General features: G+C 60.4%; 17 protein-coding genes. All 17 read left to right on the plus strand.

What is annotated here, in order from left to right; translation table 11 throughout:
• Positions 1–104 precede the first annotated feature (104 nt).
• The 17 genes from AC2FFD_RS03075 (at position 105) to AC2FFD_RS03155 (ending at position 14414) form a co-directional block, all read left to right on the plus strand.
• Positions 105–1634 (plus strand): AMP-binding protein, encoded by a 1530-nt coding sequence (locus AC2FFD_RS03075; RefSeq protein ID WP_496871881.1) that lies wholly within the window; start codon positions 105–107, stop codon positions 1632–1634.
• A gap of 361 nt (positions 1635–1995) precedes the next feature.
• Positions 1996–3600, plus strand: a complete 1605-nt coding sequence (locus AC2FFD_RS03080) for a carboxyl transferase domain-containing protein (RefSeq protein WP_496871882.1) — start codon at positions 1996–1998, stop codon at positions 3598–3600.
• 1 nt (position 3601) lies between these two features.
• The gene (locus AC2FFD_RS03085) at positions 3602–4027 is read left to right on the plus strand and encodes an ASCH domain-containing protein (RefSeq protein ID WP_170343774.1); all 426 of its coding nucleotides are present in this window, start codon (positions 3602–3604) and stop codon (positions 4025–4027) included.
• A gap of 5 nt (positions 4028–4032) precedes the next feature.
• Positions 4033–5967 carry an acetyl/propionyl/methylcrotonyl-CoA carboxylase subunit alpha gene (locus AC2FFD_RS03090; protein ID WP_496871884.1) on the plus strand — a complete coding sequence of 645 codons (1935 nt, stop codon included), beginning with the start codon at positions 4033–4035 and terminating at the stop codon, positions 5965–5967.
• A 78-nt stretch (positions 5968–6045) separates the two neighbouring features.
• Positions 6046–6897: a hydroxymethylglutaryl-CoA lyase gene (locus AC2FFD_RS03095; protein WP_170343776.1), complete on the plus strand. Its 852-nt coding sequence runs from the start codon at positions 6046–6048 to the stop codon at positions 6895–6897.
• A 1-nt stretch (position 6898) separates the two neighbouring features.
• On the plus strand, positions 6899–7681 hold the full coding sequence (locus AC2FFD_RS03100) for a crotonase/enoyl-CoA hydratase family protein (RefSeq protein WP_496871886.1): 783 nt from the start codon (positions 6899–6901) through the stop codon (positions 7679–7681).
• Positions 7682–7875: 194 nt separating this feature from the next.
• On the plus strand, positions 7876–8241 hold the full coding sequence (locus AC2FFD_RS03105) for an NADH-quinone oxidoreductase subunit A (protein WP_050602775.1): 366 nt from the start codon (positions 7876–7878) through the stop codon (positions 8239–8241).
• Complete coding sequence (locus tag AC2FFD_RS03110) at positions 8232–8765, plus strand: NuoB/complex I 20 kDa subunit family protein (protein WP_010442777.1); 534 nt, start codon at positions 8232–8234, stop codon at positions 8763–8765. Before AC2FFD_RS03105 ends, AC2FFD_RS03110 begins: the two co-directional genes overlap by 10 nt.
• 11 nt (positions 8766–8776) lie before the next feature.
• Complete coding sequence (locus tag AC2FFD_RS03115) at positions 8777–9382, plus strand: NADH-quinone oxidoreductase subunit C (protein ID WP_170343779.1); 606 nt, start codon at positions 8777–8779, stop codon at positions 9380–9382.
• Complete coding sequence (locus AC2FFD_RS03120; RefSeq protein ID WP_010442775.1) at positions 9382–9555, plus strand: hypothetical protein; 174 nt, start codon at positions 9382–9384, stop codon at positions 9553–9555. Before AC2FFD_RS03115 ends, AC2FFD_RS03120 begins: the two co-directional genes overlap by 1 nt.
• Before the next feature lies 1 nt (position 9556).
• On the plus strand, positions 9557–9679 hold the full coding sequence (locus AC2FFD_RS03125; protein WP_257599041.1) for a hypothetical protein: 123 nt from the start codon (positions 9557–9559) through the stop codon (positions 9677–9679).
• A complete protein-coding gene (locus tag AC2FFD_RS03130) occupies positions 9679–10902 on the plus strand; it encodes an NADH-quinone oxidoreductase subunit D (protein WP_496871887.1) in 1224 nt (407 codons plus the stop codon). Before AC2FFD_RS03125 ends, AC2FFD_RS03130 begins: the two co-directional genes overlap by 1 nt.
• Positions 10902–12041, plus strand: a complete 1140-nt coding sequence (locus AC2FFD_RS03135; RefSeq protein WP_496871889.1) for an NADH-quinone oxidoreductase subunit E — start codon at positions 10902–10904, stop codon at positions 12039–12041. Before AC2FFD_RS03130 ends, AC2FFD_RS03135 begins: the two co-directional genes overlap by 1 nt.
• A 30-nt stretch (positions 12042–12071) precedes the next feature.
• Positions 12072–12293 carry a DUF5337 domain-containing protein gene (locus tag AC2FFD_RS03140; protein WP_170343782.1) on the plus strand — a complete coding sequence of 74 codons (222 nt, stop codon included), beginning with the start codon at positions 12072–12074 and terminating at the stop codon, positions 12291–12293.
• A 12-nt stretch (positions 12294–12305) separates the two neighbouring features.
• The gene (gene nuoF, locus AC2FFD_RS03145) at positions 12306–13604 is read left to right on the plus strand and encodes an NADH-quinone oxidoreductase subunit NuoF (protein ID WP_480683963.1); all 1299 of its coding nucleotides are present in this window, start codon (positions 12306–12308) and stop codon (positions 13602–13604) included.
• Between the two features lie 5 nt (positions 13605–13609).
• On the plus strand, positions 13610–14026 hold the full coding sequence (locus tag AC2FFD_RS03150; RefSeq protein ID WP_257599037.1) for an MAPEG family protein: 417 nt from the start codon (positions 13610–13612) through the stop codon (positions 14024–14026).
• Between the two features lie 37 nt (positions 14027–14063).
• Complete coding sequence (locus AC2FFD_RS03155) at positions 14064–14414, plus strand: hypothetical protein (RefSeq protein ID WP_425078561.1); 351 nt, start codon at positions 14064–14066, stop codon at positions 14412–14414.
• Positions 14415–14475: the final 61 nt, after the last annotated feature.

A 14475-nucleotide genomic window follows, 5' to 3' on the forward strand; every position in this document is an offset into this window, starting at 1 on the left:
TTTTGCAAAGGCGGTGTCCGGCCACCCTGATCTGCATCAAGTTTGCGTGATGTGTCCGCCCAAGGTCAGGTCGCGAAGCATCAGAAAAACAAGGGGAATTCGCGTTGCTGCACGCTGAGCGCATACCGGGTTTGCTCTCAAGACGAGGCTGGGACATACCGGACCGGCTGAACATGGCGCAGCAATGTCTGAACCATCCGGGTGAACAGGTGGCGCTTGTTGATCTGACCGGATCAGGGCGGCGGCTGATAACCTATGGGCAACTGGCACAGATGGCTGATGGGATCGCCCGCGCCCTGCTGGCCCGCGTCCAGCCCGGTGATCGGGTCGGAGTGCTGCTGAGCCAGTCTCCCTGGTGTGCGGCAGCTCATTTGGCGATCTGGAAGATCGGCGCGATTTCGGTGCCCTTGTTCAAGTTGTTCAAGCAGGATGCGCTGCGATCGCGGGCGGGCGATGCAGGCGTTCAGATTGTGCTGACCGATGCCGAAGGGGTGGATTTGCTGGGCGATCTGGCTGAACCTCTGATCGCATCCGAAATTGGCGTGGCGGGTCCTGCTCTGCCCTATGCCGCGACCGGGCCCGAGGATCCTGCCGTATTGATCTACACCTCTGGTACAACCGGCAGCCCGAAAGGCGCACTGCACGGGCACCGGGTTCTGACCGGGCATTTGCCGGGCGTCTCGATCAGCCACAATCACCTGCGCGAAGGAGACTGCCTGTGGACCCCGGCGGATTGGGCGTGGATCGGCGGGTTGTTCGATGTGCTGATGCCGGGCCTTGCGCTGGGCATCCCGGTTGTCGCGGCACGGCTTGAGAAGTTCTCTCCCGAAGCCTGCGCCGATATCGTTGCGGGTGGCGGGGTGCGGAATGTGTTCTTTCCGCCAACAGCGCTGCGGATGCTCAAGGCTTCGGATCAGGCGATCCCCGGGCTGCGCTCGGTCGCGTCCGGGGGTGAGCCGCTGGGGGCCGAGATGCTGGCCTGGGGACAGCAAGCGTTTGGCCTGACGATCAACGAGTTCTACGGCCAGACCGAATGCAATATGGTCGTATCCTCCTGCGCCGAGGATTTCCCCGTTCAACCCGGCTGCATCGGCAAGCCGGTGCCCGGGCATGAAGTCGCGGTTATCGACTATGACGGCAACCCGACCAGCGAGGAAGGCGATGTCGCCATCCGGCGCGGCTCGGCCTCGATGCTGCTGGAATACTGGAACAATCCGCAAGCGACGGCTGAGAAGTTCCGGGGTGACTGGCTGATCACCGGAGACCGCGGCGTGTGGGAGGGCGACTATCTGCGCTTTGTCGGTCGTGATGACGACGTGATTACCTCCGCCGGATACCGGATCGGCCCGGCCGAGATCGAGGATTGCCTGCTGACCCATCCGGCGGTGGCCACCGTGGGCGTGGTCGGCAAGCCTGACAAGCTGCGGACCGAGATCGTGAAGGCCTATGTGGTGTTGAAACCGGGGGCCGAGGCCACGGGTGCCGAGTTGCAGGATTGGGTCAAGGACCGTCTGGCGCAGTATTCCTATCCGCGCGAGGTGGCATTTCTGGAGGAATTGCCGATGACCGTGACGGGAAAGGTGATCCGGAAGGAATTGAAGCGCCGGGCGGTTAGAGAAAGCGTGCAAGAATGAGATTATTCGACAAAATAGGTGGGTTGAAATGCCCCACTTGCAACGCGCCTGTCACGTGGAATGTAGCGAATACGACTAAGGGTAGCGAGGGATACATACCATTCGTGATATGTGAAAACTGCAACGCGGAGCTCCGAGTCGCACCCGAATCCGGACTCGTTCACGCCCTCATACTCTGCGTTGTTGTTGCTGTATTCTGGTTCGTATTTGGAATGATGGAGTGGTTCGGTGTCACGGGTGTTTCATTGATCCCTAGTTGGATACCGATAGGTTTGATTGGCAAGTCGATCATGTTCGGCCTTTCGGTAGTTTTCATTGCGCTTCCAGTTGCCAACCGTTTTTTGATCATAGAGGTTTGCAAATGAAACTCACATCCAAAGCCATGCCCACCTCCGAGGGCTTCAAGGCCAACCGCGCAGCCCACCTCGACGCGCTGGCGCAAATCTCTGCGGCTGCCGAAGCGGCCCGCATGGGCGGTGGCGAGAAATCCCGCGCGCGGCATGAATCTCGTGGCAAGATGTTGCCTCGGCGCAGGGTGGCGAACTTGCTGGACCCCGGCTCTCCGTTCCTCGAGATTGGCGCGACGGCGGCGCATGGGATGTATGGCGACGCCGCGCCTTGTGCCGGGGTGATCGCGGGGATTGGTCGGGTGCAGGGGCGCGAGGTCATGGTGGTGTGTAACGACGCCACCGTGAAGGGCGGCACCTACTATCCGATGACCGTCAAGAAGCACCTGCGCGCGCAGGAGATCGCCGAGGAAAACCATCTGCCCTGCATCTATCTGGTCGACAGCGGTGGTGCGAACCTGCCCAATCAGGATGAGGTTTTCCCCGATCGCGACCATTTTGGCCGCATTTTCTACAACCAGGCGCGGATGAGCGCGAAGGGTATCCCTCAGATCGCTGTGGTCATGGGCTCCTGCACGGCCGGTGGGGCTTATGTGCCGGCGATGTCGGATGTGACGATCATCGTCAAGGAACAGGGCACCATCTTTCTGGCCGGGCCGCCTCTGGTCAAGGCCGCGACCGGAGAAGTGGTCAGCGCCGAAGATCTGGGCGGCGGCGACGTGCACACCCGCCTGTCCGGCGTGGCGGATTATCTGGCCGAGGATGACGCCCACGCGCTGGCCTTGGCTCGCCGTGCGGTCGGGTCGCTGAACCTGCGCAAACCGCAGACGGTGGATTGGGCCAGCCCCGAGGACCCGGCCTATGACCCCGAGGAAATTCTGGGCGTTGTTCCCGCGGATCTGCGCACGCCCTATGACATCCGCGAGGTGATTGCGCGTCTGGTCGATGGCTCGCGCTTTGACGAATTCAAGCCCCGTTTCGGGGAAACACTGGTCACGGGGTTTGCCCATGTCAAAGGCTGTCCGGTTGGCATTATTGCCAATAACGGCGTGCTGTTTTCCGAGGCGGCGCAGAAGGGCGCCCATTTCGTCGAGCTGTGTTCGCAACGCAAAATCCCGCTTGTGTTCCTGCAAAACATCACCGGGTTCATGGTCGGCAGGAAATACGAAAACGAAGGTATTGCGCGGCACGGGGCCAAGATGGTGACGGCGGTGGCGACCACCTCGGTGCCCAAGATCACGATGCTGGTCGGCGGCTCGTTTGGTGCTGGAAACTACGGCATGGCCGGTCGCGCTTATCAGCCGCGCTTTCTGTGGACCTGGCCGAATTCGCGGATTTCGGTGATGGGTGGCGAGCAGGCCGCTGGCGTTCTGGCCACCGTCAAACGCGACGGGATAGAACGGCAGGGTGGAACTTGGTCGGCCGAAGAAGAGGCCGAGTTCAAACGCCCGACGCTGGATATGTTCGAGGAACAGTCGCATCCGCTCTATGCCTCGGCCCGTCTGTGGGATGACGGCATCATCGACCCACGCAAAAGCCGCGACGTGCTGGCGCTGTCGTTGAACGCCGCGCTGAACGCTCCGATCGAGGAGACACGCTTCGGCGTGTTCAGGATGTAAAATGAGCGTGACTTTGAAAGACCTTATGGCCCGCTATCCCGGTGCGCAAACCTTCAAATTCGGCGACAACCCGGTGCTGAGTGCAGAGCTTCTGGCTTTGGTCCGTTCTGGCCGTAAAACAGCGACCTGCGATGCGCTCGGCAACTATCCGGACGGCAGCCCTGAAATGCCGAAGCCCGGTCGACGCGATATTGCGCTGAACTGGGATGACACACCGGCTTTGGTCATTGAAACCGTCGGTGTCTCGATCCAGCGCTATTGTGATGTGACCGAGGAATTCGCTTTGGCTGAAGGTGAGAATGAAACGCTTGAAGGATGGCGGGAAGATCATCGCCGTTATTTCCAACGAAACGGCGGCTTTGATCCTGAGATGAAACTCGTGTGCGAACGGTTCCGTCTCGTCGAAGATCTGGCAGTGGAAGGGTGAAAGACATGTTCAACAAAATCCTGATTGCCAACCGGGGCGAGATCGCCTGCCGCGTCATGGAAACGGCCCAGTCCATGGGCGTGTCCTGCGTTGCTGTCTATTCCGATGCGGACGCGGCGGCCAAACACGTTCAGATGGCGGACGAGGCGGTTCATATTGGCGGCCCCGCCCCGGCGGACAGCTATTTGAAGGGCGACGTCATCATTCAGGCCGCGCTGGATACCGGTGCACAGGCGATCCATCCGGGGTATGGCTTTCTGTCCGAGAACCCCGGTTTCGTGGATGCCGTGCAGGCGGCGGGGCTGACGTTCATCGGCCCTTCGGCGGATGCGATCCGCAAGATGGGCCTCAAGGACGCGGCCAAGGTTCTGATGGAGAAGGCCGGCGTTCCGGTCGTACCCGGCTATCACGGCGACAATCAGGACCCCGAGCATCTGGCCGGTGCGGCGGATGCGATCGGCTATCCGGTTCTGATCAAGGCCGTTGCGGGCGGCGGCGGCAAGGGGATGCGCCTTGTTGAACGCCCTGAGGATTTCGCGACCGCGCTTGACAGCGCGCGGGGCGAGGCCCGGACCGCCTTCGGCAATGATGCCGTGCTGGTCGAAAAATTCGTGGCCAAACCCCGCCATATCGAAGTGCAGGTGTTCGGCGATGGTACTCATGCCGTGCATCTGTTCGAACGCGACTGCTCGTTGCAGCGCCGCCATCAGAAGGTGATCGAAGAAGCCCCCGCCCCGGGCATGACGTCTGAGATGCGCGAGGCCATGGGTCAGGCCGGCGTGCGCGCCGCCGAGGCGATCGGCTATAAGGGCGCGGGCACGGTCGAGTTCATCGTCGATGCCTCTGACGGGCTGCGCCCCGACAGGTTCTGGTTCATGGAAATGAACACGCGCCTTCAGGTGGAGCACCCGGTGACAGAGGCCATCACGGGGATCGATCTGGTCGAGTGGCAGCTTCGCGTGGCCGCAGGCGAGAGCCTTCCCAAGAAGCAGGATGATCTTGCGATCTCGGGCCATGCGTTTGAGGCCCGGCTTTACGCCGAGGACGTTCCGAAAGGGTTCCTGCCCGCGACGGGAACGCTGACTCATCTGGTTTTCCCAGCCAATTGTCGCGCCGATAGCGGCGTTCGCGCCGGGGACACGATCAGCCCGTGGTACGACCCCATGATCGCCAAGGTGGTGGTACATGGATCGACACGTGCCGTTGCACTTGAGACGTTGAACCGGGTGCTGCAACAGACTGAAGTCGCGGGTACCGTTACCAATCTGGCTTTTCTCGGCGCGTTGACGCGTCACAAAGGATTTGCCTCGGGCGATGTCGATACGGGTCTGATCGGGCGGGACCTTGAAACGTTGGTACAGGAAGCCGAGCCGTCGGATGATACCGCGGTTGCGGCGGCGATGACGGCACTGGACCTGGTGGATGTCGATCCGGAAACCGGGTTTTCGCTGTGGGCGCCGCTGCATCGCGCCGTACAATTGTCCCGTCGTGACGACGTGCTGGATCTGGACGTGCAGGTCGACGGGTCGGATCGCCAGATTTGGCAGATTGGCGAAAACCGCGTCGTTGCGGAACGCACCGCCGGGCGCTGGAAGTTGAACGGCGCGCCGATGCCTCGCGTTGCCGCACATAACGGGACCCTGACGGTTTTCACCGATTACGGTCAGAGCTTCGACGTCATCGACCCGCTGGACCGGGATGCCAGCGCGACCGGCGACACCAATGTGATTGAGGCGCCTATGCCCGGTCTGGTCAAGGCCGTCTTTGCCACAGCGGGACAAACCGTGCAGAAAGGCGATCGTCTGGCCATTTTGGAAGCGATGAAGATGGAGCATTCGCTGCTTGCGGCGCGGGACGGGATCGTTGCCGAAGTGCTGGTCGAGGATGGTTCGCAGGTCGAAGCCGGGGCTGCCCTGGTGAGGTTGGAGGAAGAAGCTTGACCTGTACCCGCGCAACGCGGCGTGCCAAGGTCAGACGATATTTGCTTGAAACGACAACAATCCAGAAGAGGGGCGGACATGGGTGAGCTGGTCGAAATCTACGAGGTCGGGCCGCGCGACGGGCTGCAAAACGAAAAGCGCGAAATACCGGTCGCGGACAAGATCGCCTTGATCGACTGTCTCAGCCGTGCGGGGTTTCGCCGGATCGAAGTTGCAAGCTTCGTGTCCCCGAAATGGGTGCCGCAGATGGCGGGATCGGCTCAGGTGCTGGGCGGAATCACCCGAGTGGATGGGGTGCGCTATGCCGCGCTGACGCCGAACATGCATGGCTATGGTGACGCGCTGGCAGCCAAGGCGGACGAGATTGCCGTGTTCGCCTCGGCCTCCGAAGGATTCTCGAAAGCCAATATCAATGCCTCCATCGCCGAGTCGATCGAGCGGTTCACGCCGATTCTGGAGGCGGCGCGCCATATCGACCTGCCGGTTCGTGGCTATGTCTCATGCGTGACAGATTGCCCGTATGACGGTCCGACGCCGCCGGAAAAAGTGGCTGAGGTTGCTGATCGGCTTTTCGCGCTGGGCTGTTACGAGGTTTCGCTGGGCGACACGATTGGGCAGGGAACGCCGGACAAGGTTGCACATATGCTTCTGGCGGTGCGCGAAAGGGTTCCGGTAACGCGACTGGCGGGGCATTTCCATGACACCAACGGGCGCGCGATCGACAACATCGATGCGGCATTGGCGCTGGGCGTGCGGGTGTTCGATGCCGCCGTGGGTGGGTTGGGCGGTTGCCCCTACGCCCCGGGTGCCGCCGGTAACGTGGCCACCGAGGATGTTGCGGCACATTTGCAGCGGCTGGGATACGAAACCGGGCTGGATATCGACGTCATTGAAGAGGCCGCGCAGATGGCCAGGGCTTTGAGGGGCTGACATGTTTGAAACGATCACGATCTCGACGGATAAGCGTGGTGTCGCGACGCTCACCCTGAACCGGCCGGAAAAACACAATGCCATGTCGGGGCAGATGATCACGGAATTGACCGAGGCCGCATCGCAACTTGGTCATGATGACGCGGTCCGGGCGGTCGTTCTGGCCGCGGCGGGCAAGACGTTCTGTGCCGGCGGCGATCTGGGGTGGATGCAGGACCAGATGGCGGCCGACAAAAAAACGCGTTTTGTCGAGGCGCGCAAGCTGGCCGAGATGTTGCAGGCTCTGAACACGATGCCAAAGCCCCTGATCGGGGCGTTGCAGGGCAATGCCTTTGGGGGCGGGGTAGGCATGGCGGCCGTGTGCGATGTGGCGATCGGGGTCGACAGTCTGAAGATGGGGCTGACCGAAACGCGCCTGGGGCTGATCCCTGCAACAATTGGCCCCTATGTCATCGCCCGCATGGGCGAAGCCCGCGCGCGCCGGGTGTTCATGTCAGCCCGTTTGTTCGATGCGTCCGAGGCCGTTGATCTGGGCCTGCTGGCGAAAACCGTTTCGGCAGATCGGCTTTTGGACGCGGTTGAGGACGAAATTCGCCCCTATTTGTCTTGCGCGCCCGGGGCGGTTGCCTCTGCCAAGGCGCTGGTACGCGCTCTGGGTCCGCGCATCGACGATGCCGTGATCGATCAGACCATAGGCGAACTGGTCGAACGCTGGGAAACGCAAGAGGCACGCGAAGGGATCGCGGCGTTTTTTGAAAAACGAAAACCTGCATGGAATAAGTAGGTTTTACCAGGGTCCGCCACGCCAATGCCAAACGCCGGTGCTGCGATTCTATGCCGCGCTGTCAAGCGCAGGTTTGATCGCGAAGGGGGCTGTGTTCGGTTGACCCTCTGACCCCGCAGGGATAGAGAATGTCCAGTCAACACGCCAATTGACGGCGCACCCGACAAGATGCGTGCGCAGGAAAGGAGCTATTCGTGGAAGACCTGCTGCGGGAGTACCTCCCGATTCTGGTGTTTCTGGCCGTTGCCGTGGGCCTTGGGATCGTCTTGATCCTGGCCGCCGTCGTACTGGCCGTCCGCAATCCCGACCCCGAAAAGGTCAGCGCATATGAATGTGGTTTCAATGCCTTCGACGATGCGCGGATGAAATTCGACGTCCGATTCTATCTGGTTTCGATTCTGTTCATCATCTTCGATCTTGAAATTGCCTTCCTGTTTCCCTGGGCCGTGGGCTTCAAGGACATCAGCGATGTCGGGTTCTGGTCCATGATGGTGTTCCTGGGCGTTCTGACCATCGGCTTTGCCTATGAATGGAAGAAAGGGGCCTTGGAATGGGAGTGATGACGGGTGCCAACACTGCCGGTGTCGACAAGGAGGTCGCCACCCAGGCCCTGAACGCCGAGTTGCAGGACAAAGGTTTCCTGCTGACCTCGACCGAAGACATCATCAACTGGGCCCGTACCGGTTCGTTGCACTGGATGACTTTTGGCCTGGCCTGCTGCGCGGTCGAAATGATGCACACCTCGATGCCACGTTATGATGCGGAACGGTTTGGCATCGCACCCCGGGCGTCTCCGCGCCAGTCTGATGTGATGATCGTGGCGGGAACACTGACCAACAAGATGGCCCCGGCGTTGCGGAAGGTGTATGACCAGATGCCCGAGCCGCGCTATGTGATCTCGATGGGGTCCTGCGCGAATGGCGGTGGGTATTACCACTATTCCTATTCCGTCGTGCGTGGCTGTGACCGGGTTGTTCCGGTGGACATCTACGTGCCCGGCTGCCCTCCGACTGCTGAGGCATTGCTTTACGGGCTGATGCAGTTGCAACGCAAAATCCGCCGTACCGGCACAATTGTCCGCTGAGGAGAGATCTGATGAGCGAAGAACTCAAGGAACTCGGCACGCAGTTGGAGCTGAAACGGACTGATTGCGTCCTGTCATGGGACGTGACCCACGGCGAACTGAACGTGGACGTGGCTCCGTCGAATCTTGTGGAATTCGTCGAATTCCTGAAATCTGATCGCAGCTGCCAGTTTTCGACGCTGGTGGATATCACCGGCGTGGATTACCCCGAACGCGCCAAAAGGTTCGATGTGGTGTATCACTTCCTGTCGATGTACCAAAACCAGCGTATCCGGCTGCGGGTCTCGATCCGTGAAGAAGACATGGTACCGTCGATCGTTGACGTGCATCCCTCGGCCAACTGGTTCGAGCGTGAGGTGTTCGACATGTTCGGCATCCTGTTCTCGGGCCATCCGGACCTGCGCCGCATCCTGACCGACTATGGGTTCCGCGGGTATCCGCTGCGCAAGGATTTCCCGACTACAGGTTATACCGAGGTCCGCTATGACGAGGCGCAGAAACGCGTGGTCTACGAACCCGTCAGCCTGGTGCAGGAATACCGTCAGTTCGATTTCATGTCCCCGTGGGAGGGTGCGAACTACATTCTGCCGGGGGATGAGAAACAGGGGACAGAATAATGGGTGGCATCTGGTGGTTGATCCTGTCTGCGCTGACCATCATTCCGATGGTGAAGATTTTGCCTTTCTTCGGGATCAACAAATACTGGTGCCTGCTGTGTCTGGTTCCCTTTGGCACGATTGCCCTGCTGTGGTGGGTCGGGCTGAAACTGCAAGAGTTGGAGCGCCGCTGAGATGATGGGTGAACTGATCATTCTGGGCGCGTTGGGGGTTCTGCTGGCCGGGGCCGCAGCCAAGGCCGCCGAGGCGGAAAAGGTTCGGGTTCGGGCCGAAGCGAAAAAGAAACGAGGGCGTTGATGGACGGCTCAAGATACGATGACGGCAGCACGGACGCGCTGAGCGGAGAACAGAAGATCCGCAATTTCAACATCAATTTCGGCCCACAACACCCTGCGGCGCACGGGGTTCTGCGCCTTGTGCTCGAACTCGACGGGGAGATCGTCGAGCGTTGCGATCCGCATATCGGCCTGCTGCACCGTGGCACCGAAAAGTTGATGGAAAGCCGGACCTATCTTCAGAACCTGCCGTATTTCGACCGACTGGATTACGTGGCGCCGATGAATCAGGAACATGCCTGGTGTCTTGCCATCGAAAAGCTGACCGGTGTCGAGGTGCCGCGTCGGGGTTCTCTGATCCGGGTTCTGTATTCCGAAATCGGGCGCATCCTGAACCACCTGCTGAACGTGACCACGCAGGCCATGGATGTGGGCGCGCTGACCCCGCCGCTCTGGGGTTTTGAAGAGCGTGAAAAGCTGATGGTGTTCTACGAGCGTGCCTGCGGGGCTCGCTTGCACGCGGCGTACTTCCGTCCCGGTGGCGTTCATCAGGACCTTCCGCCCGAACTGCTGGATGATATCGAGGCATGGAGCCACGAATTCCCCGCCGTTCTGGACGACATTGACGGTTTGCTGACCGAAAACCGCATCTTCAAACAGCGCAACGCCGATATTGGCGTCGTGACCGAGGATGACATCCAGAAAAACGGCTTCTCAGGTGTGATGGTTCGTGGATCAGGCCTGGCTTGGGACTTGCGTCGCGCGCAGCCCTATGAGTGCTATGACGAGTTTGAGTTCCAGATCCCCGTCGGCAAGAACGGCGACTGCTATGACCGCTATCTGGTGCGGATGGAAGAGATGCGCCAGTCGCTGCTGATCATCCGTCAGGCCATCGCCAAAATCCGCGACTGCCCCGGTGATGTTCTGGCAAGGGGCAAGATCACCCCGCCGAAACGCTCGGACATGAAGACCTCGATGGAGAGCCTGATCCATCACTTCAAGCTTTATACCGAAGGCTTCCACGTCCCCGCGGGCGAAGTTTACGCCGCCGTCGAAGCCCCCAAGGGCGAGTTCGGCGTCTATCTGGTTGCCGACGGCACCAACAAACCCTACCGCGCCAAACTGCGCGCACCCGGTTTCCTGCACCTGCAAGCCATGGACCACGTCGCCAAGGGCCACCAACTGGCCGACGTCGCCGCGATCATCGGCACCATGGATGTCGTATTTGGAGAGATTGACCGCTAATGCTCCGCCGTCTTCACCCCGAACAACCCGATAGTTTCGCCTTCACCGCTGCCAACCGGCAATGGGCCGAAGCGCAGATCACCAAATACCCCGAGGGCCGTCAGGCCAGCGCGGTCATCCCGTTGCTGTGGCGCGCGCAGGAACAAGAGGGCTGGTTGAGCCGCCCGGCGATCGAATCCGTCGCTGACATGCTGGGCATGGCCTATATCCGTGTGCTTGAGGTTGCGTCCTTCTACTTCATGTTCCAACTGCAACCGGTTGGCTCGGTTGCGCATATTCAGGTCTGCGGCACGACGTCCTGCATGATCTGCGGGGCCGAAGATCTGATCGCGGTCTGCAAGGAAAAGATCGCCGCGAAACCGCATGAACTTTCTGCCGATGGCAAGCTGAGCTGGGAAGAGGTCGAATGCCTCGGGTCCTGCACCAACGCGCCGATGGCGCAGATCGGCAAGGATTACTACGAGGATCTGACCGCTGAGAGCTTCGGCAGGATCCTCGATGATCTGGTGGCGGGCAAGGTGCCGACGCCCGGCCCTCAGAACGGGCGTTACGCGGCCGAGCCGTTGAAAGGGCTTTCCAGCCTGTCCGAATATGAAGCCGGCAAGCCGAAATACAACGCAAGCGTTGAGCTGGCGACCGATCTGGGCGACACGGTCAAGCGCATCGACGGGACCGAAGTTCCGATCCTGACACCGTGGCTTGGCAAGGAAGGCAAGCAGGCGGGTGCGTCGGCGGCAGCAAAGCCTCCGAAGGCGCCTGAGGCTCCGAAACCGGCTGTGAAACAAGCGGCCGAGGCGAAAGCCAAACCAGTTGCGAAAGACGTTGAAGCCAAACCCGCGGACGTCAAAGAGGATCAGCCCGAGACCCTGACCGCTGCACGCGACGGCAAGGCAGATGACCTGAAGCTGTTGAAAGGCGTCGGTCCCAAGCTGGAGCAGACACTGAACGAGCTGGGTTTCTATCACTACGACCAGATCGCTGCCTGGACGCCGGAACAGGTTGCCTGGGTCGATGCGCGTTTGAAATTCAAGGGCCGGATCGAGCGCGATGATTGGATCGAGCAGGCGGCCAAGCTTGCGGTGGGTGAGGAAACCGAATTCGCCAAACGTGCCAAATCCGAGGGCACGTACGAAGACTAGACGGGTGCCCGTCCGGGGTATCAGGGGAAGATGGACAAGGACCAGGAACAGGCCATAGCCCGCAAGGGCCGACATATCGGGGTGGTCATCGCCGTGACCATGCTGATCTGGCTTGCGATGAACCTGTTCATTGGCCCCGCGCTGGGTTTGACGACCCGGCACGCTCTGCTGTTTGATCTCGCGGCTCTGGCTGCGTTCATCTATGCGGGGATCAACATATTTCAACTCTGGCGCATGCGTCAGGACAGCTGAAGGTAACACGCGATGCTGAAGGATCAGGACCGGATCTTTACCAACATCTACGGGATGCATGAGCGCACGCTGAAAGGTGCGCAGGCCCGCGGGCATTGGGACGGCACTGCTGGCCTGATCGAAAAAGGTCGCGACTGGATCATCCAGACGATGAAAGACTCGGGCCTGCGTGGTCGCGGCGGCGCGGGCTTTCCAACCGGTCTAAAATGGTCGTTCATGCCCAAGGAAAGCGACGGGCGCCCGTCCTATCTGGTGGTCAACGCGGACGAATCCGAACCCGGCACCTGCAAAGACCGCGAGATCATGCGCCATGATCCGCATACGCTGATCGAGGGCTGCCTGATCGCGTCTTTCGCCATGAACGCCCACACCTGCTATATCTACCTGCGTGGTGAGTACATCCGCGAACGCGAGGCGTTGCAGGCCGCGATTGACGAGGCCTATGACGCGGGTCTGCTGGGCAAGAACGCTGCCGGTTCGGGCTGGGATTTCGATATCTTGCTGCACCATGGGGCAGGGGCCTATATCTGTGGTGAGGAAACCGCGCTGATTGAAAGCCTCGAAGGTAAAAAGGGCATGCCGCGGATGAAGCCGCCGTTCCCCGCAGGTGCGGGGTTGTATGGCTGCCCGACGACCGTGAACAACGTCGAATCCATCGCTGTCGTGCCCACGATCCTGCGTCGTGGGGCGGATTGGTTCGCTGGCTTCGGTCGCCAGAACAACGCGGGCACCAAGCTGTTTGCAATTTCAGGCCATGTGAACTCCCCCTGCGTCGTGGAAGAGGCGATGTCGATTTCCTTCGAGGAGCTGATCGAGACCCATTGCGGCGGCATTCGCGGCGGTTGGGACAATCTGCTGGCCGTGATCCCCGGTGGATCCTCGGTTCCGTGTGTGCGCGGTGAGAACATGCGCGATGCGATCATGGATTTCGATTATCTGCGCAACGATCTGGGCTCCGGCCTTGGAACGGCGGCGGTGATCGTGATGGACAAGTCAACCGACATCATCAAGGCGATCTGGCGCCTGTCGAAATTCTACAAACACGAAAGCTGCGGCCAGTGCACGCCCTGCCGCGAAGGCACCGGCTGGATGATGCGGGTCATGGACCGTCTGGTGCGCGGCGAAGCTGAACTGGAAGAGATCGACATGCTGTTTGACGTGACAAAACAGGTCGAGGGTCACACGATCTGCGCGCTTGGCGATGCGGCAGCCTGGCCGATTCAGGGCTTGATCCGCAATTTCCGAGAAGAAATCGAAGACCGCATCAAGGCTCAGAAATCGGGCCGTATGGGTGCGATGGCAGCGGAGTGAACGGGATGGACATGTTTGCAGAATACAGCCACGCGATTTCATCGGTTGTGCTTTTCACACTGGTGGTTCTGTTCCTGGCCCCGTTTTCAGCTTTGGCCAAGCAGGGCAAGGGCCTCGCGCCGGGGGCGACCCCTGAGCAGGATTATTCTGACAAGGCCTATCGTCTGAACCGGGCCTATCTGAACGGAACGGAAACGCTTCCGGCGTTTGTGGCCGTTGTGACCGCGGCGGTTTTGCTGGGCGTCAGCCCGTTCTGGGTCAATCTCCTGGCGTCTGTCGCTTTGGTTGCGCGGTTGGTGATGCTGGTGGTGCACATCAATGGCATAGGTAAGCCAAACAGTGGCTTGCGGTCCGTGCTGTATGTATTGGGCTGGGCCTGCATGCTTGTGATTGGGCTTATGGCATTGGTGGCGGCGTTCTGATGGCGACCCGGCAGACGAGAACACTAAGAGGGATAGTATGACGGCCCCAAAAACCCTTGTAGTCCTGCTGGCACTGGCAAGCGTGTCCGCCTGTGGCATCATCAAGCCGTCGGAAGATCGTCTTCTGTTCGATGGGAAGTCGTTCAAGGCGAAGGCGAAGCCGGTCGACAAGAAAGCATCGCCTACGGACTTTACCGTTGTGGTGAAAGGCGCGTCTGCGTCCTTGGACGGCGCGCGTGAAGCCGGGCGTCATGAAGGGACCAAGTTCTGTGTGCAGAATTTCGGGTCTTCGCGGATCGATTGGAAAGTGGGGCCGGATACCGAACCGCAAAACCTGCGCATCAGTGATGATCAATTGACCTTCGCGGGAAAATGCCAACGGCCATGACGCGCGGTTTTGCATATCACGACATGGATCGCGGGCCGCTATTGCCTAGCAAGACCGGACC

The sequence above is a fragment of the Ruegeria sp. YTSC002 genome, assembly GCF_059609845.1.